Source organism: Enterobacter bugandensis, assembly GCF_900324475.1.
Taxonomy (GTDB): Bacteria; Pseudomonadota; Gammaproteobacteria; order Enterobacterales; family Enterobacteriaceae; genus Enterobacter; species Enterobacter bugandensis.
Window position 1 is genome coordinate 3,608,867 of the sequence record NZ_LT992502.1, and the last position, 16,683, is coordinate 3,625,549.

Below are 16,683 nucleotides of genomic sequence, written 5' to 3' on the forward strand. Positions count from 1 at the left end.
CTACAGGTAGCAAATTACGCTTTCGCTTTCGCCACGGTCACCATCGCAGCGCGAATGGTACGGCCGTTCAGGGTGTAACCTTTCTGCATCACGCCCAGCACTTTACCGGCTTCAATCTCTTCAGATTCCACCATCGCAATGGCCTGGTGAACGTTTGGATCCAGCGGCACATCGGTATCCGCAATCACTTCCACGCCAAACTTACGCACGACGTCGAGCATGGATTTCAGCGTCAGTTCGATACCTTCGATCATCGCCGCGTTGTCCGGATTCGCTTTGTCAGCCACCTCCAGCGCGCGGTCGAGGCTATCGATCACCGGCAGCAGTTCGTTGACGAATTTCTCCAGCGCAAATTTATGCGCCTTCTCAACGTCCTGCTCGGTGCGACGACGCAGGTTTTCCATTTCCGCCTTGATGCGCAGAACGGTGTCGCGTTCGCGATTCTGTGCTTCTACCAGTTGGGCTTCCAGATTCGCAATTTTTTCATCGCGCGGGTCCACCTGCTCAGCAGATGCGTCTGGCTCTACAGCCTCAACTTCATCGTGCTGTTCCGTGATAATTTCTTCAGGGGCTTGCCCCTCAGGCGTTTTCTGTTCTTTACTACTCATGAATTTCTCCGCGTTTTTCTGCATTCATCTCGCTAACTTCGCTTATTATGGGGATCAGTTTCCTGGATTCAAGGGAACAAGAGAGATTGTCATCATTCATCAGGCACAAGGACCTCCAGAAAATGAATAATCATTTCAGGTGTATTGGGATCGTCGGGCATCCGCGTCACCCTACCGCATTGACGACACATGAAATGTTGTATCGCTGGTTGTGTAGCAAAGGCTATGAAGTGATGGTCGAGCAGCAAATTGCGCAGGAACTGCAGCTGAAGAGCGTCAAAACCGGCACGCTGGCGGAAATTGGCCAACAGGCCGATCTCGCCGTGGTGGTGGGCGGCGATGGCAACATGCTCGGCGCGGCACGCACGCTGGCGCGTTATGACATCAAGGTCATCGGTATCAACCGCGGCAATCTCGGCTTTTTAACCGACCTCGACCCGGACAACGCGCAGCAACAGCTGGCCGACGTGCTGGAAGGTCATTATATCAGCGAAAAACGCTTTTTACTGGAAGCGCAGGTGTGCCAGCAGGACTGTCAGAAGCGCATCAGCACCGCGATTAACGAGGTGGTGCTTCATCCCGGCAAAGTGGCACACATGATTGAGTTCGAAGTTTATATCGACGAAATCTTTGCCTTTTCCCAGCGTTCTGACGGGTTGATTATCTCCACCCCGACCGGCTCAACCGCCTACTCGCTTTCTGCGGGCGGCCCGATCCTGACGCCCTCTCTGGATGCTATTACGCTAGTGCCGATGTTCCCGCACACGCTCTCCGCGCGCCCGCTGGTGATTAACGGCGACAGTACGATACGTCTGCGCTTCTCGCACCGCCGTAACGACCTGGAGATCAGCTGCGACAGCCAGATCGCGCTGCCAATCCAGGAAGGTGAAGATGTTCTTATTCGCCGGTGTGATTACCACCTGAATTTGATTCACCCGAAAGATTACAGCTATTTCAACACATTAAGCTCGAAGCTTGGCTGGTCAAAAAAATTGTTCTGATTTTGCATCCAGTACTTTACTGTATAAAAAACCAGTTTATACTGTATGAAAACACAGTTATGGTTTTTCATACAGGAAAACAATTATGCTGGCACAACTGACCATCAGCAACTTTGCCATTGTTCGTGAGCTTGAGATCGATTTCCACAGCGGCATGACGGCGATCACCGGCGAAACCGGTGCGGGTAAATCCATTGCCATTGATGCCCTCGGCTTGTGCCTTGGCGGCCGTGCAGAGGGCGACATGGTGCGCATGGGCGCAAACCGTGCCGATCTTTGCGCTCGTTTCTCCCTGAAAGATACCCCTGCAGCCCTGCGCTGGCTGGAACAAAATCAGCTCGAAGATGGACGTGAGTGTTTACTTCGCCGCGTGATCAGCAGCGACGGGCGCTCCCGTGGCTTTATCAACGGCACGGCAGTCCCGCTCTCCCAGCTCCGCGAACTCGGCCAGCTCCTTATCCAGATCCACGGTCAGCACGCGCATCAGCAACTCGTCAAACCAGAACAGCAGAAAGCCCTGCTTGATGGCTATGCGGGTGAGTACGCGCTTACTCAGCTTATGGCGGAGCACTACCGCCAGTGGCATCAGAGCTGCCGCGAGCTCGCCCAGCACCAGCAGCAAAGCCAGGAGCGCGCCGCGCGTGCGGAGCTGCTGGCGTACCAGCTTAAAGAGCTGAACGAATTCAACCCGCAGGCGGGTGAGTTTGAACAAATTGACGAAGAGTACAAGCGCCTCGCCAACAGCGGCCACCTGCTCTCAACCAGCCAGAATGCCCTCAACATGCTGGCAGATGGCGAAGACGTTAACCTGCAGAGCCAGCTGTACAATGTCCGTCAACTGGTCACCGAACTGGCCGGCATGGACAGTAAGCTTTCTGGCGTACTGGATATGCTGGAAGAGGCCGCGATTCAAATCTCAGAAGCCAGTGACGAACTGCGTCATTATTGTGAACGGCTGGACCTCGACCCGAACCGCCTGTTTGAGCTGGAGCAGCGCCTTTCTCGTCAGATTTCACTGGCGCGCAAGCACCATGTCACGCCGGAAGAACTACCAGGCTATTATCAGTCTCTGCTCGAAGAACAGCAGCAGCTTGACGATCAGGCGGATTCGCAGGAAACCCTCTCTCTGGCCGTGAACCTGCATCATCAGCAGGCGCTGACCACGGCGAAAAAACTGCATGAGATCCGTCAACATTACGCTCAGGAGCTAAGCCAGCACATCACCGACAGCATGCACACGCTGGCGATGCCGCACGGTGTATTCACTATTGATGTCCGTTTTGAAGAGAACCACCTGACGGCAGAAGGGGCGGATCGCATCGAGTTCCGCGTCACCACCAACCCTGGGCAGCCGCTGCAGGCAATCTCCAAAGTGGCATCCGGCGGTGAACTGTCGCGTATTGCGCTGGCGATTCAGGTGATTACCGCGCGTAAAATGGAAACCCCGGCGCTGATTTTCGATGAAGTGGATGTCGGCATCAGCGGCCCAACGGCGGCAGTGGTGGGTAAACTGCTGCGCCAGCTAGGTGAATCAACGCAGGTGATGTGTGTCACCCACCTGCCGCAGGTCGCGGGCTGTGGTCATCATCACTTTATTGTCAGTAAAGAAACCGACGGCGAAATGACCGAAACGCACATGAAGCCGCTGGATAAACGCGCGCGTCTTCAGGAGCTGGCACGACTGCTCGGCGGCAGTGAAGTCACGCGTAATACGCTCGCGAACGCGAAAGAACTGCTGGCGGCATAAACTTTTTCGGGATCTCAGGGTCATACAGAACAACAAAAACGCCGCCAGACCGGTTTCAAAGTGGGGCAAGGTCTATTATCATCGGCATATTACATATGAGCCGCGTTCTGCTCGGGCCCGAAAAGGAATCAAATCACTATGCGTTGTAAAATGCTGACCGCTGCCGCAGCGGTTCTTCTGATGTTGACCGCAGGCTGTTCCACTCTGGAGAAAGTGGTTTACCGTCCTGACATCAACCAGGGGAACTACCTTACCCCTAACGATGTGTCCAAAATCCGCGTGGGGATGACACAACAGCAGGTCGCTTATGCACTGGGAACCCCGATGATGACCGATCCGTTCGGCACTAACACCTGGTTCTATGTATTCCGTCAGCAGCCAGGCCACGAAAGCGTGACCCAGCAGACCCTGACGCTGACCTTCAGCAGCGCCGGTGTGTTGACCAACATCGATAACAAACCTGCCCTGACAAAATAATCAGAAGCCAGAAATGCAAAAAGGTGCTCAACGAGCACCTTTTTTGTTTTTCTTTATCCCTTCCCCCCTTTGGGAAGAGGAACAGGGTGAGGGGAAGAAGCGCTACTTACCCGCCTTCTCCGCACGCTGGCGACGCAGCTCTTTCGGGTCGGCAATCAGTGGACGATAAATCTCCACCCGATCGCCCTCTTGCAACACGTCGCCCAGCTTCACCGGACGGCTGTAAATCCCGACCTTGTTCTTCGCCAGGTCGATATCTCTGCGAAGCTCAAGGATGCCGGACGCGCGGATAGCCGCCTCAACGGTGGCACCCTCTTCCAGCATTACACGCTGTAGGTACTGCTTCTCCGGCAGCGCGTAGACCACCTCTACAGCAATCTTATGCGACACTGTAAACCTCTTTGGCGCGGGTGGTAAACGCCTGAACCATATTTGACGCCAGCTCTTTAAAGATGCGGCCAAACGCCAGCTCAATTAGCTTATTGGTGAACTCAAAGTCCAGATGGAACTCAATGCGGCAGGCGTCAGCGCTCAGTGGCGTAAACTTCCAGCCACCCATCAGGGTTTTAAATGGACCATCCACCAGATGCATCAAAATACTCTGATTGTTTGTCAGCGTATTGCGGGTGGTGAACGTCTTGCTGATCCCCGCTTTGGAGACATCCACCGCCGCAGTCATCTGCGTCGGGCCAGACTCCAGAACGCGGCTCCCGGTACATCCCGGGATAAACTCTGGATAAGACTGAACATCGTTCACTAACTGATACATTTGTTCCGCGCTGTAAGGAACGAGCGCAGTACGGCTAATCTGAGGCATAGCATTTTCCATGGTCACACAACGGACAAATAATAACATTTATCACCTGTTAAAAAAACGCTAAGCCTCATCTCGTGCTAAGATAGCGCGTTAGACCTCACAGGACGCAATGAGGTGACTTTTTGAAATCAGATTACCGACGGCTTTACGACACTTATGACGAAGAAAAAAGCACATAAACCAGGCTCGGCGACCATTGCGCTCAACAAGCGTGCTCGCCACGAGTATTTCATTGAAGAAGAATTCGAAGCTGGCCTTGCGTTGCAGGGCTGGGAAGTAAAATCGCTGCGCGCCGGGAAAGCCAACATCGGCGACAGCTACGTGATCCTTAAAGATGGCGAAGCCTTCCTGTTCGGCGCGAACTTTACGCCGCTGACCGTCGCCTCGTCGCACTACGTATGTGACCCAACGCGCACCCGTAAGCTGCTGCTGAACAAGCGTGAGCTGGAATCCCTTTACGGACGCATCAACCGCGAGGGTTTCACTGTGGTCGCTCTGTCGTTGTACTGGAAAAATGCCTGGTGCAAAGTGAAAGTTGGCGTCGCGAAAGGTAAAAAACAGCACGACAAACGTACTGACCTGAAAGAACGCGAGTGGCAGTTGGATAAAGCGCGCATTATGAAAAACGCAGGACGTTGATTCTGCACACTTATTGTACTATTCAATAAGTTAGCGTTCCGGGCTGGTATCCAGGAAGTGAAATCTGGTATACTTAGTTCAACACTATTGGGGCTGATTCTGGATTCGACGGGATTTGCGAAACCCAAGGTGCATGCCGAGGGGCGGTTTGCCTCGTTAAAAGCCGCAAAAAAATAGTCGCAAACGACGAAAACTACGCTTTAGCAGCTTAATAACCTGCTCTGAGCCCTCTCTCCCTAGCTTCCGCTCTTAAGACGGGGATCAAAGAGAGGTCAAACCCAAAAGAGATCGCGTGGAAGCCCTGCCTGGGGTTGAAGCGTTAAAACTAATCAGGCTAGTTCGTTAGTGGCGTGTCTGTCCGCAGCTGGCGTGCGAATGTAAAGACAAACTAAGCATGTAGTACCGAGGATGTAGAAATTTCGGACGCGGGTTCAACTCCCGCCAGCTCCACCAAACATTCATTCATGACGCATCATGAACCTTAAAAAAGCCTGTAACTTCAAAGAGTTGCAGGCTTTTTTTTGTTGCATGTGTGGTCATGATCTCTATATGAATCTTGAGCATTATGTATCTTGTTTTGCACCGCGTTGCCAGAACGCTAAAAAAACAAGGTGCAAAAACATACCTAAGGTATTGAAATCCCTAAACAATACCGAGATCGCTGCCGCCAGGGCGCAGAAGACCGAGTATATGCTGCGCGATGGCGACGAACTGGCGTTGCTGATTAAGCCCTTCCTGCGCAGCAGCTGGAGCAGCTTCTTAAAACCGTAGCGCGGATAGCGTTCTGCCAGCGAGTGGATCACGGGTTCATCACGCCGGGTATCGGGCTGATAAAAATACACCGTCCTGCTCATCGATAACGTCCTGCAGGCCTGGCGTAAACTCATGGCAAATTGTGTCGTCAGATAGCTGACGAGTTCACGCTTTATCGCTGGTTTTAAAGCTTTTTTTGATGACGTCTTTCAGTGCCCGGCACTCAAGGCTGAGATCAGCAAACATCTGTTTAAGCCTCCGATTCTCGTCTTCCAGATCTTTGATTTTTTAATATCGGCCGCTTCCATCCCCTGTACTTTGCCTTCCAGTTGTAATAGCTGGCTTCCGAAATAGCGGCCTCACGGCACACATTCTTGACGGTACGTCCTGCTTCGACGGACTTCAATACGGTGATGATCTGGTGTTCAGTGAATCGGATCTTGCGCATAGCGATCTCCTCAGGGGACATAATCAGTATGTCGGAAGATCTCTAAAAGTGAATGGTTCGTTTTGCCGGGAGACTTACAGAAGGAAAGGCATTTTGTAATTACATTTTTAAAAAAATAAATAGCTCATGTTTTAAAATCCCGTTATCCTAAACACACTAAAGAAAAAACCACCTATGTTTTAATATGCAGCTGGCAAGTTATTCAATTGGATAAGCTTACCATCTTTTATGATAATATATCCTCCCATTTTCAGATCGGAAAGTATTTTCATAACTCGACTTCGAGAAACGCCTGTTCGCCGTACAATATAATAAGGCACATTGATTTGCTGTTTATATGCATTAGGAAAAGAATCAATTTCTTCAAGCAATTGTTTAATGCCAGTATAGGCATCACCACCAACCAGTGCACTATTTCGCATGGTTGCCACCATCAATCGATGCGCCAAAATTCGGGCAACATTATGCCATAAATCTGGTTGACTATCACATATCTCGATGAATTTTTGTATAGGAACAAAAAAAGAGACGACTTCAGTTTCAGCATAGAAAATATGGTTGCTTCGCCCAGGTACATTATAAAAAAAACTATAAGAATCAATGATACCTACTATAGATGGGGGCAAAAATGTACTCTTAACTATCTCCGAGGCCGCACTACTACCTGACAGAAAACCATCCTGTATCAGAAGTACACCCCCACCCGGGTTTATTTTCTCAAGATTTATGCTCGATCCTCTGGTAATGATTTTTTTTGAACCGAAAGGAAGGAGTGCGGTGAACATCTCCTCGATAGCTTTGATAGGCTTAGTACCTGCAATGAATTCAAAGGGATGATTGAATTCATTGTTGTCCTGTGGTGAAGTTCGCATAGCATATGCCTTGTTACAAATATTTTCTAAATGATAGAATAAACTGTGCATTAGTCAACATGAGTTGCAAGGCTGAAAGTCGTCTCAGGAAAAAGTTTGATAAACATGGCTTGCTTTTGAGCTGCCATTGTTGGGTGGTGTTGAAAATTGTCTATTTCGATCATGCTCCACCAGATATTTTTATCGTTATGGATTTTAGAATATTGACTCGCTTCTATCATAAATTGGCGTAAATAGTTTAGGTTATGCGTACTATTATAATGAACTAAAAGTGCTACCATCTCGTCAAAATGTGTTCTCTCCGGCTGCGTATAAAAATATAAGGGAGGGTCGTCAGGGAAAGAAGCGAGATGCTCTCTCTCGTATTTAGTCAAAAAATGATTAGCACAGAGCGCAACAAATCCATAGCTGAATACTATCATCCCAAAAGAAAAAATAACAATTCTTTGAGAAACATTCACCTTCTGTGAAACAATTTCTTTTTCAACAAGACCTACGCGCAATACTACAATAAATAGAAGAAGATGAACTGTTGACTGATAGAAAGGATACTCCAGATTTAAATGCACCAGCAAGGGAATAATGAGCAAAGAGTAACCAGTATTGTAGCTGCTTTCTTTGAAGTTAGCATAAATTATCTTTATCCATCCCCAAAAAAGTGTGAGCAGGCCGAAAACAGGAATTATTCCTCCCTGATACCACTGGAATAATAATTCATTATGAGGATGTGATATCTCTAATCGACTTGCAAAATTGAATGCAGGATGCGCGATGATATACCTACTGAAAGTATACTCAAATGTTCCATAACCCCATCCAAACCATGGTTTTTGCATGATCAACTGTATTGTAGCTACTAAGATCTTCCAACGTTGAGTGGTAGAAGCATCATAAGCCCGCGCAAGTAAGAAAGGCTTGCCTTCAACAATAATTGTTAGATGGTTGACAATATACATTCCATAGGAATAGGATAAACTTAGTACCACTAAAAGAACAAATATATTACTCGGCTTTTTTTTATAGATTAAAATCTGTAATACCATAATGAATACGGTACCAATCAAACCCGTACGTGACTGGTTTAATGCAAGCACAAAAACTTGAATACTTAATGCTATAAGCAACCAAATTTTATTACTTTTTTTCTCTGAATTAAAAAAAAGTAATATACCGCAACCAATTCCGGTAGCAATAAAGCTGGCCAGCAAATTTAGCTGTTGAAAAATACCGTACGGTCTACCATGGTTTTGAATCCAGTTATATTCATAAAAATGCATTGCCAATGAAGGGCAAAATGTTTGGAATAGCGCCAGCATGGCCTGAAAACAGCTCAATGAAAAAATGATGCATATAATAATTTTTTTGCAATAGTCATTTATGAAAACTTTATCAAGAAGGCACCAAATCAGGATGCATCCTAAAAATATAAAAACCCCCAGGCTGTTTTTGTGATGGAGTAACCATGGCATAGCAAGTATTATTGAACCTACAATAATCTCTTTATACCTAAATCTCATACCAAGATAACAAAGCTTGTAGGCTAAAATGATAAAAAAAATGCCTACAGCACAAATCGTCATGAGATTGTAAGGAAGTTCAACGCCGGAACCACCACTATTAGGGATGTAAAAAGCCGTAGCAATTAATAGAAAAGTCAGGGAAAATAAGCTATACATCTTTGTCATGCTAATAAAGTTCCATAACCAGAACACTGCTTCCAACATGAGCTCCAGCTTCGGTAACACCCGTTAAATAATCTTTGATTTGATGAGAGGAGTCGCCACTGGGGAGAACGATCTTAGTATTTAAATCCTGATTATCAACTGTTATTGTTGATTGGCCGTCATTAACACCATTTTCGTCAAGGTAGATGTAGTTTTCATTACTGATAAGGTTAAATTTTACATCAGTCTGCGCCACGCAGTTAACATTCATATTCGTTGTCGCGGAGTCTCCTTCAGCATTTGTAAGTGCTATTGTGCCGTGATCAAGTATGAGCTCGGGGGTTGTTATTTTACACCAGTCTTCAGCGGGAGGTACAACCAGACAACCACCAGGAACGATTACTTTCGACCAGCTCACTCCGCCCTCCTGTGGTATACTGGTCTGGTCGGGAAGATATGCGTATGCAACACACTCTGTGTTTGCATCAGGTTCATCCCCGTGGTGATACACAATGGTTTCATCCCCCTGCATAGCATAAGCGTCTTGGCCTAATTCACTAATTGTCTCAACGGGGTCACTACTTTTATGCACTGCTTGATTGCTCGTAGTGGCTACAAATGTATCACCGGGAAAATGCCTATGTCCAAGAGAGACAACTGAGCGAGAATGTACATGAGCATCAGTGCTGGGACCAACATCGAGCAAGGCCTGCGTGATATGATATTGATAATCGTCGTAGCCCATAGCCTCATTGGTAATAGACGTGATAACAGGATAATTTCCTGCCAAACAGATATTAGAGAGAAAGAGCAGTAAGAAAAAAAATTTATTACCCATGTTTATTCCACCGTTATTGATACGTCAACGTAAACGTTGTTGTTGCACTAAAATCCCCAGCTTTTAAAGAATTATTACTAACTGCAGAGGGTTCCGCCTGTACGAAAGCATTATAATTGATACTGAAGTTGCCTGCTGAAATGGGATTTATTTGACCCGACTGGTTAATATTAACTTTTGCACCACTATCATCGATAATGCCTATTGCAATGCCTGTAGCGGTACTTGAGCTATCAACCGCCAACATCCCTTCTAATTCTGCATCCTCTTGCCCATTAAAAGCCACAGAGACCGTACTCGCAACATCAATATCACAATCTTGAAGGTGGATTGTGAAAGGAGTATTTTGCGAACGACCACTGGTTGTAAGTTCTTTAAGTTGTAGATTATCAAAATTAACCTGAATATCCTGGTCCGAGTCGGGTAAAACACAAGCGTTCGAGACTAACGCTCCGGAAAGATGAACATTATCTTCTGCAGAGCAGGCAAGATGGAAAAACAAAAAAAATAACCCAAGAGCAAATTTAGTGCGCATTTTTCTCTCACATGTAGTCTGTTCGCAGTGTCATTGTAGCTTCGAATGACCCTGCAGTGAGGGTATCAGCAGGGTTTCCTACTGGTACAACCTCAACGACCGGCGGTGAAGAAGGATCATCGACCGCGATTTTTTGGCCAAACATTGCGTCAGTACCATTAACCAAAACATGAATTCCTAATTCTGATTTGGAAGTTTGGAGCGTTGAATTCATAAAAACAGCAGGATTAGAAGTATCCAAAACAATTGCCAGACTTTCCGGGAAGCCTGAATCACAGCTTATATTATAATCTATCTTTGTTTTGAAATTTACTCCATCGATCTCACTTACGCCCAGATCTTGTCCAAAATCAACTTCAATTTTATCGCCATTATTGATTTTACATGATGGAGAGATTAAAGTTCCATGAAATGACATGTTATCACTTGACAATGCAGCAAGAGGCAAGGCTGTTAATAAAACAATAAATAATCTTTTCATTGATAGCTAACCTCCATTGTGGCACCTGCAGTAAATTCCCCTGTTGATAAATCTTGAGCAGGATCTTTTACTAAAACTGCTACTAATTCTGGTTTATCCGTTGCTGTTTTAAAGTCCAGTTTGCTGTTTAAAGGGAAATCCACACCGTTAGCTATTAGCTTTATGCCCAACCCAGGCATTGAGGTTTTGAGATAAGAACTATCGAAATCTTCTCCAGTACCAGAAATCGTCATTTGTAGCGTTTTATCTGCTTCCATTCCCTGACAGTCAAGACTATAGTTCACTGGAACAGAATAAATACCCTTGGCAACATCCGTGGTATATATACTATCGCCAAAATCAACATCTATAGTCTGGCCATTATTGATTGTACAAGGCGGTATGCTTATATTTACCATAACTTTAATCGTTGCGCTTGACCCATCAGCATAAGCAAATTGACTAAAACATGTGACTAACGCTGCAAAAGTGAAAAGCCTGATAATATGCATGGGTACACCTAATTATAGCTAATACCAAAGTTGATGACTGAATGAAAATTCCCTGCCGAGAATATGCCGGAGTCTCGCACTGGTTGTATCGTGTAATTTAGTCGATTTTGGCCTGGTGCTAGTAAAACGCTATCGCTATTCCTGGAGATAGCGACTTTACGACCTAAGCTATCCTTTATCATTAAACCAATGCCGCTCGCCCCCACAACTTTAACTAAGGTGGAATTATATTCATCCGCTACAGCATCAAATGTTGCCTGATATGACGGCTGCAATGTACTTACCGTATGTGTCATAGGTGTAATATTCGTTGACCAGCTGGATATTTCCGGGCAATCCTCAAGATAAATGCTTAGTTCAGTGCCAGGACCAACGTCCCCGGCATGTTCTAAATCAGAATGAGAGATAACGCCTAATTCAACATCCTGCCAAGCGGAGTCAAGAGATAAATGGCATGTGTTCTCCACCAGAGCGCCATGAACATCCAGGACACCATTTTCGCCATTGTTGCTATCATCAGCGAGACAATAAGAGGAGAAGAATACTGCAATACATAGAAGAACTAAGCGCTTCATTTTTATCCCTTTTATTTATCCTTTAACAGTTTTGCTGAGCATTGACTGCCAGTACAGGTAAACTGAATTTCAGTACGTCCACCGTAATCATTGATATAGCTCAGTACTGGGTGACTCCCGAGTTTCTCGGCTGAGGCCTCAAGCTTCATCGTAGATTTTGGGCTAACCATTCCAGGTTTCATGGAAACTGGGGTACCTTTCGCACTGCTGTGTGCTTCGACAAGCGTGAGGAAATAGGGGGTCGGATTATCGACGGTATAAGTATCCCCCTGGCGTTTCAGGGTCACTTTTTCAACCCAGTCGCCGCGGGCAGACTGTGTCTTATCCAGAGCTATTGCTTCAGGACGATAAAAAAGCTTCACTCGCGTTTGTAGTGCAATTTGTAGTGTATTGGGTTTATTGCTACGTGGTGGAATCTCACGCAGGTTGAAATAGAAAAGGGTCTCTTTATCCTGTGGCAGGCCAGCAATCGCAGGCGTAACCTGAATTTTCACCTGGCTTTTAGCGCCCGGCTCAACGCGTTGTACCGGCGGTAAAACAGTCATTGGAGAACTAATTTTTTTACCCTTAGCATCCTCAAGCCAAGCCTGTGCTAAATAGGGAAGCTGTTTATTTTCGTTTGTAATTCTTAACGTTTCCGACTGATCACCACCATTAACTACAACACGAGTACGATCCAGCGCTACAGCAGCAGAGGCTTGGGCTGAAACACAAAGCGTTAATACTAACGATGCCAGTAAAATAGTTTTATTCTGCGTAAAAGTTTTCATATACATTCTCATATAGGTTACATCAATATTGGCAATCAGCTTTGGCATGGTAAGAATAAGCTCTCCAAGTTTTTCCCGCCTTCCAGTTTATCAGGTAGGGAAAGAGAGCATTGTTCTGAACCATTCCATTCCACTTGCATTTTTGCTCCGGGTCGAATACCGCTTAGATATATTTGACCTTCGTCGCTAACAATACCGACCTCCTGTTTATCAGCATTGTATACAGTTGCTCCGAACGGAGGATATGAGCCGTCGGATAAACGAATTACTGCCATACCCTTCAGACCTGAAACTACATTAAATTTCCTGTAGCCTATGGCTCCCTCCGTTAAAGCATCCTCTTCAACAGATGTTGATGCATCTGCATTATCCGGCATATGGTCAAGATCCAGTCGAAGAATACTTTTCGAATAATCACTTACGTCTGTTACTACTGCTTTACCAAACATATTGGTATGGACATCGCTGCCATACCCCTGGACTGGAATATCCGCAGCTTCTCCCGCATCAACCATCATACGGGTTCCCCCCATTTTTGAACTGCGATGCAGGGCAGCGCCATGTGCGGTTGCTGTCATCCCCCCCCGCAATGTCACTCCAGCAGACTGGTACTGATTACCCTGATAATCAAGGCTGGTAGATATTTCTGCCATGTCACCAGGATGATCATAATATCCATTGAAGCTGGCCCCACTCTCCGATGCCCCAGCCTGGACTCGGTAATTATCCCCATTATTAAACCTGTCGCTGTAGCCCAACAGATTACTGTTATTCTGTCCATTCACCGATGAGTCTAAACTCAGGGTCCCTGTATCACCCCAAGGTACGGAAAGTGAAATATAAAGACCGTCATCATTATCGCCATCAAATTTATTCCTGTAAGCATTTACCGATAAATTGATGTTTTTATACTTACCAACATCAAAATAGCGAGATAGCGAAATGTTATATCTATCTTCCGCAGGGTTATTCCAATACGTTTCATGCGAGTAATTTATATATGCGCTTAAACCCAAAGAATCGATATTCTGAGAAAAGGTCATGGTATACATTTCTTTGCTTTGCATAAAATCATCATCTTCAGAGATATAATCAAGAAAATCGCTATAGCTCATGAAGTCTTTATCTGAGAATCTGTAGCCTGCAAACGTAACTTCGCTTCCCGTTTCATCGAACCTTTTTGAGTAACTGAGTCGGTATGATTGTCCCTGTCGCTGTTCGTTATCAAGACTGGCATCCGAGTGCGTAATATCAAGCGCAATTGCACCCAATACCATCAAATCTCGACCAATCCCCACCGCTTCGGAACTGTAATCTTTACTCCCCAAAAGGCCGCCGTACAATGACCAGCCGTTGGTGACCCCCCAGGAAAACTCACCAGAACCAAAGTTATCGCCTTCGGAGTGGCGGTCGTAGTCCATAGGTTTGCCAGCATAAATTTTATAGCGTACTGATCCTGGACGAGCCAGATAAGGTATGCTGGCAGTATTTACCTTAAAGTTTTGTACAGAACCGTCCTGCTCCTGGACATGCACGTCTAATGTTCCTGAAACTGCTTCACTCAAATCTTGAATATCAAAAGGACCCGCAGCCACTTGAGTCTCATATATGACGCGACCCTCCTGCGAAATTGTTACCTTAGCATTCGTATGCGCAATACCAGTCACCTCAGGCGCATAGCCGCGTAAATTAGGAGGTAGCATATTGTCATCGGAAATGAGACTTGCGCCGGCAAAACGAAAACTATCAAACATATCTGAATTTAGGTAATCTTCGCCCAAAGTCAGCTTTGATTTGAGTGCTGGCAGAGGTCGATACAGGTAAAAGCGGCTCCAGGACCAAGATTTTTGAGTAGAATTATCATCATTTTGATCATCATAATTCGCCTGCCAGTCGGCACGAGCACGCCACGCACCGAGATTGCCACCGAAGGTTCCATTACCTGAAACATTGTTTGTCTCCTGCTCATCATTGTTCTTATTGGCGAGGAAGTTAAGGTTATAGTCTGCCAGAACGCCCGGAATCCCATTATCCCATAAGCTTGTCGGTACCCAGTTTTCAGTTGCATACTCCAGATAAGCCTGCGGCACACTAATCGAAATAACACCAGTTCCTAAATCAGGATGAACTTCAACACCCTCCAAAATCTGGATATCCTGGCAGTCCTGCTTATGCCAAATTGGCATTTTTTTGAGGTATTCATCCTTAAAGCCCAGCTTTGACACCAGATCAGGAGAGAAGCAGACCTTAGTATCTTTTTTTGAATCACCTACATTAAAAATAGATATTTTCTGTTCAGGTATTTGATTTTGATTAATTTTTACAGTGAACGCGTAATCACCTGGCATGATGTAATTTTTGTTTGAGAATTGACTTAAGTCAATATTACCCCTATCCTTTACATCCAGCACATCAGTATTAAACTGTATATCATCGTCAGCCCAACCGTTATTTTGCAGGGCAGTGATCATACATAAAGATAAAAGAGAAAGTCCTATTGCGTGCGGTAATTTACAACTAAAGGATTTGGTATTTTTTTCAGATTTCATAAAGAACCACACACGTGAATAACTGTTAATAATAATTAATTCTATATTTAATGATCGAGCTATACTGACCCGGGATCATAGCGTCAGCTTTTTTCTCTAATCTTAAGTTATAGTCAAGCCTTATATCACCATTATGCATAGCTACATACGGCATTGGTTTACCAGGAATTGCAACAGCGCCATCTTTACTCTCGATTCTTAACGCTATACCTTTAGCTGTACCATTAACTTTAAAATTTCCATTATCTTCAGCCCCATCAAATACGACTTCGATGAATTGCCATGGAGTTTCTGTTTTCTTCCGCATTAAATCACAGTTTATCAATTGAATAGAAAATGGTTTAGCACGCCCATAAGAATTGCGTTTAAGCAAGCGTATACTCTCATCTCCCATATCGATATCTTGATAGCGGCTATCCATAGATATATCGCACGCTGTAGATATTATCGCCCCTTCCATATTGACAATCCCATGGCCTCGAATTAAATCGTTATCTGCCTGGCAGGGTAATATACTCATAACGTTGACGATAAATAGCGCGGAACAATATTTTCTTATCATCTACACTGTTCCTTTAATTACGGTATATCCAAAAAAGGATATACCGTAAAGTAACTGATTACTGATTACTGATTACTGATTACTGATTACTGATTACTGATTACTGATAAGCGAGAGTAAAGTCAGTGATAGAGGTGAATTCACCTGGGTTTACGGTTGCAGATGCCCCATCGCCTTTCAAATAAGCGGAGAACAGCAGCGTATTGTTACCATCCTGCAGCTGCTGTGCGGAAGAAGCTTCGCCCAGCTTGATTTGCTGACCGTCACCATCGGTCAGGATGATGCTTGCACCGCTTGCGGTACCAGTGATACCCAGAGACCCGTCATTTGCACCTTCTGCACCAGTGAAAGTAGTTGCTACAGATTTCGCAGTGGACAGTGAGCAATCTTTTAGCTTGATTTCAAAGTTCTGTGGAGTTGAGGTCCCCGTGTTGCCATTAGCTTCCAGTGCAGTACTGGAAACCTGACCTAAGCTAACAGTTTGATCAACACTATCCGGATCAATGGAACATGGTGCATCAATAATAAAGCCAGTGAAAGTCACTGTACCATGGCCTTGATCAGCCGCGTGTGCAGCAGTCATACCACCAAACATCATTGCAGAAACCATCATTGCAAGAACTTGCTTTTTCATTATTGCTCCTAAAAATAAAATATTGTTATCACGGTCATACCAAACTTTAAAACAAATATTTTGTTCATTATCTGGCTGTGACAACATTCTATTTTTATGTACTCATGGGCGCCAAGCATTTTAGTGTCTCCTTCAGGACACCTATACTTGAAAATATCATTCATTGGCAGCAAACATGAGCAAAATAATACCCAACCTATACCACACCCAACTCATTGATTT

The 16,683-nt window shown here is 45.5% G+C and carries 18 protein-coding genes, 1 other RNA gene and 1 pseudogene; 5 read left to right on the forward strand and 15 right to left on the reverse strand.

From position 1 onward, the window contains the following. Positions 1 to 14 precede the first annotated feature (14 nt). Positions 15 to 608, reverse strand: a complete 594-nt coding sequence (gene grpE / locus DG357_RS17395) for a nucleotide exchange factor GrpE (protein ID WP_032644906.1) — start codon at positions 606 to 608, stop codon at positions 15 to 17. Between the two features lie 122 nt (positions 609 to 730). On the opposite strand from grpE, the gene nadK reads away from it, so the two are divergent. The 3 genes from nadK to bamE all read left to right on the forward strand — a co-directional run bounded on the left by nadK (position 731) and on the right by bamE (position 3,833). Then, positions 731 to 1,609 (forward strand): NAD(+) kinase, encoded by an 879-nt coding sequence (nadK, locus tag DG357_RS17400; RefSeq protein WP_008502500.1) that lies wholly within the window; start codon positions 731 to 733, stop codon positions 1,607 to 1,609. An 85-nt stretch (positions 1,610 to 1,694) separates the two neighbouring features. Next, on the forward strand, positions 1,695 to 3,356 hold the full coding sequence (gene recN / locus DG357_RS17405; RefSeq protein ID WP_048957964.1) for a DNA repair protein RecN: 1,662 nt from the start codon (positions 1,695 to 1,697) through the stop codon (positions 3,354 to 3,356). A gap of 138 nt (positions 3,357 to 3,494) precedes the next feature. Then, positions 3,495 to 3,833, forward strand: a complete 339-nt coding sequence (gene bamE, locus DG357_RS17415) for an outer membrane protein assembly factor BamE (RefSeq protein ID WP_028014132.1) — start codon at positions 3,495 to 3,497, stop codon at positions 3,831 to 3,833. A gap of 102 nt (positions 3,834 to 3,935) precedes the next feature. On the opposite strand, the gene DG357_RS17420 is transcribed toward bamE, so the two are convergent. Then, the gene (locus DG357_RS17420; RefSeq protein ID WP_088204859.1) at positions 3,936 to 4,223 is read right to left on the reverse strand and encodes an RnfH family protein; all 288 of its coding nucleotides are present in this window, start codon (positions 4,221 to 4,223) and stop codon (positions 3,936 to 3,938) included. Then, a complete protein-coding gene (locus tag DG357_RS17425; RefSeq protein ID WP_008502504.1) occupies positions 4,213 to 4,650 on the reverse strand; it encodes a type II toxin-antitoxin system RatA family toxin in 438 nt (145 codons plus the stop codon). The genes DG357_RS17420 and DG357_RS17425 overlap by 11 nt, the downstream gene beginning before the upstream one ends. A 156-nt stretch (positions 4,651 to 4,806) precedes the next feature. On the opposite strand from DG357_RS17425, the gene smpB reads away from it, so the two are divergent. After that, complete coding sequence (gene smpB / locus DG357_RS17430) at positions 4,807 to 5,289, forward strand: SsrA-binding protein SmpB (protein ID WP_008502505.1); 483 nt, start codon at positions 4,807 to 4,809, stop codon at positions 5,287 to 5,289. 89 nt (positions 5,290 to 5,378) lie between these two features. Then, positions 5,379 to 5,742, forward strand: a transfer-messenger RNA (tmRNA) gene (gene ssrA / locus DG357_RS17435). A gap of 215 nt (positions 5,743 to 5,957) precedes the next feature. On the opposite strand, the pseudogene DG357_RS17445 reads toward ssrA, so the two are convergent. From DG357_RS17445 to DG357_RS17500, 12 genes and pseudogenes are all read right to left on the reverse strand, one after another. Next, a pseudogene (locus DG357_RS17445) lies at positions 5,958 to 6,490 on the reverse strand (transposase); the annotation flags it as partial. A 179-nt stretch (positions 6,491 to 6,669) separates the two neighbouring features. Further along, complete coding sequence (locus DG357_RS17450; RefSeq protein WP_159087786.1) at positions 6,670 to 7,362, reverse strand: helix-turn-helix domain-containing protein; 693 nt, start codon at positions 7,360 to 7,362, stop codon at positions 6,670 to 6,672. A gap of 50 nt (positions 7,363 to 7,412) precedes the next feature. Beyond that, positions 7,413 to 9,047 (reverse strand): PglL family O-oligosaccharyltransferase, encoded by a 1,635-nt coding sequence (locus DG357_RS17455; RefSeq protein WP_159087787.1) that lies wholly within the window; start codon positions 9,045 to 9,047, stop codon positions 7,413 to 7,415. A 1-nt stretch (position 9,048) separates the two neighbouring features. Next, positions 9,049 to 9,864, reverse strand: coding sequence for a PapG chaperone-binding domain-containing protein (locus tag DG357_RS17460; RefSeq protein ID WP_088204862.1), 816 nt, complete (start codon positions 9,862 to 9,864; stop codon positions 9,049 to 9,051). Between the two features lie 13 nt (positions 9,865 to 9,877). Next, positions 9,878 to 10,399, reverse strand: coding sequence for a fimbrial protein (locus tag DG357_RS17465; RefSeq protein WP_088204863.1), 522 nt, complete (start codon positions 10,397 to 10,399; stop codon positions 9,878 to 9,880). 7 nt (positions 10,400 to 10,406) lie between these two features. Then, the gene (locus tag DG357_RS17470; protein ID WP_088204864.1) at positions 10,407 to 10,880 is read right to left on the reverse strand and encodes a fimbrial protein; all 474 of its coding nucleotides are present in this window, start codon (positions 10,878 to 10,880) and stop codon (positions 10,407 to 10,409) included. Then, a complete protein-coding gene (locus DG357_RS17475; protein WP_088204865.1) occupies positions 10,877 to 11,371 on the reverse strand; it encodes a fimbrial protein in 495 nt (164 codons plus the stop codon). Before DG357_RS17475 ends, DG357_RS17470 begins: the two co-directional genes overlap by 4 nt. Positions 11,372 to 11,379: 8 nt before the next feature. Beyond that, positions 11,380 to 11,946, reverse strand: coding sequence for a fimbrial protein (locus DG357_RS17480; protein WP_088204866.1), 567 nt, complete (start codon positions 11,944 to 11,946; stop codon positions 11,380 to 11,382). 11 nt (positions 11,947 to 11,957) lie between these two features. Then, complete coding sequence (locus DG357_RS17485) at positions 11,958 to 12,764, reverse strand: fimbria/pilus periplasmic chaperone (RefSeq protein ID WP_408608536.1); 807 nt, start codon at positions 12,762 to 12,764, stop codon at positions 11,958 to 11,960. Further along, the gene (locus DG357_RS17490) at positions 12,752 to 15,265 is read right to left on the reverse strand and encodes an outer membrane usher protein (protein WP_159087788.1); all 2,514 of its coding nucleotides are present in this window, start codon (positions 15,263 to 15,265) and stop codon (positions 12,752 to 12,754) included. Before DG357_RS17490 ends, DG357_RS17485 begins: the two co-directional genes overlap by 13 nt. A 25-nt stretch (positions 15,266 to 15,290) precedes the next feature. Further along, the gene (locus DG357_RS17495; protein WP_224222660.1) at positions 15,291 to 15,827 is read right to left on the reverse strand and encodes a fimbrial protein; all 537 of its coding nucleotides are present in this window, start codon (positions 15,825 to 15,827) and stop codon (positions 15,291 to 15,293) included. Positions 15,828 to 15,927: 100 nt separating this feature from the next. Next, positions 15,928 to 16,461 (reverse strand): fimbrial protein, encoded by a 534-nt coding sequence (locus DG357_RS17500; protein ID WP_088204868.1) that lies wholly within the window; start codon positions 16,459 to 16,461, stop codon positions 15,928 to 15,930. Positions 16,462 to 16,683 lie beyond the last annotated feature (222 nt).

What these genes read in the sequence shown, in the direction of transcription:
- smpB (WP_008502505.1), top strand. Translation starts at nt 4,807, where the DNA reads ATGACGAAGAAAAAAGCACATAAACCAGGCTCGGCGACCATTGCGCTC.
- DG357_RS17485 (WP_408608536.1), bottom strand. Translation starts at nt 12,764, where the DNA reads ATGCCAAAGCTGATTGCCAATATTGATGTAACCTATATGAGAATGTAT.
- grpE (WP_032644906.1), bottom strand. Translation starts at nt 608, where the DNA reads ATGAGTAGTAAAGAACAGAAAACGCCTGAGGGGCAAGCCCCTGAAGAA.
- DG357_RS17465 (WP_088204863.1), bottom strand. Translation starts at nt 10,399, where the DNA reads ATGCGCACTAAATTTGCTCTTGGGTTATTTTTTTTGTTTTTCCATCTT.
- nadK (WP_008502500.1), top strand. Translation starts at nt 731, where the DNA reads ATGAATAATCATTTCAGGTGTATTGGGATCGTCGGGCATCCGCGTCAC.
- DG357_RS17475 (WP_088204865.1), bottom strand. Translation starts at nt 11,371, where the DNA reads ATGCATATTATCAGGCTTTTCACTTTTGCAGCGTTAGTCACATGTTTT.
- DG357_RS17460 (WP_088204862.1), bottom strand. Translation starts at nt 9,864, where the DNA reads ATGGGTAATAAATTTTTTTTCTTACTGCTCTTTCTCTCTAATATCTGT.
- DG357_RS17490 (WP_159087788.1), bottom strand. Translation starts at nt 15,265, where the DNA reads ATGAAATCTGAAAAAAATACCAAATCCTTTAGTTGTAAATTACCGCAC.
- DG357_RS17450 (WP_159087786.1), bottom strand. Translation starts at nt 7,362, where the DNA reads ATGCGAACTTCACCACAGGACAACAATGAATTCAATCATCCCTTTGAA.
- bamE (WP_028014132.1), top strand. Translation starts at nt 3,495, where the DNA reads ATGCGTTGTAAAATGCTGACCGCTGCCGCAGCGGTTCTTCTGATGTTG.
- DG357_RS17495 (WP_224222660.1), bottom strand. Translation starts at nt 15,827, where the DNA reads ATGATAAGAAAATATTGTTCCGCGCTATTTATCGTCAACGTTATGAGT.
- recN (WP_048957964.1), top strand. Translation starts at nt 1,695, where the DNA reads ATGCTGGCACAACTGACCATCAGCAACTTTGCCATTGTTCGTGAGCTT.
- DG357_RS17425 (WP_008502504.1), bottom strand. Translation starts at nt 4,650, where the DNA reads ATGCCTCAGATTAGCCGTACTGCGCTCGTTCCTTACAGCGCGGAACAA.
- DG357_RS17455 (WP_159087787.1), bottom strand. Translation starts at nt 9,047, where the DNA reads ATGACAAAGATGTATAGCTTATTTTCCCTGACTTTTCTATTAATTGCT.
- DG357_RS17480 (WP_088204866.1), bottom strand. Translation starts at nt 11,946, where the DNA reads ATGAAGCGCTTAGTTCTTCTATGTATTGCAGTATTCTTCTCCTCTTAT.
- DG357_RS17470 (WP_088204864.1), bottom strand. Translation starts at nt 10,880, where the DNA reads ATGAAAAGATTATTTATTGTTTTATTAACAGCCTTGCCTCTTGCTGCA.
- DG357_RS17500 (WP_088204868.1), bottom strand. Translation starts at nt 16,461, where the DNA reads ATGAAAAAGCAAGTTCTTGCAATGATGGTTTCTGCAATGATGTTTGGT.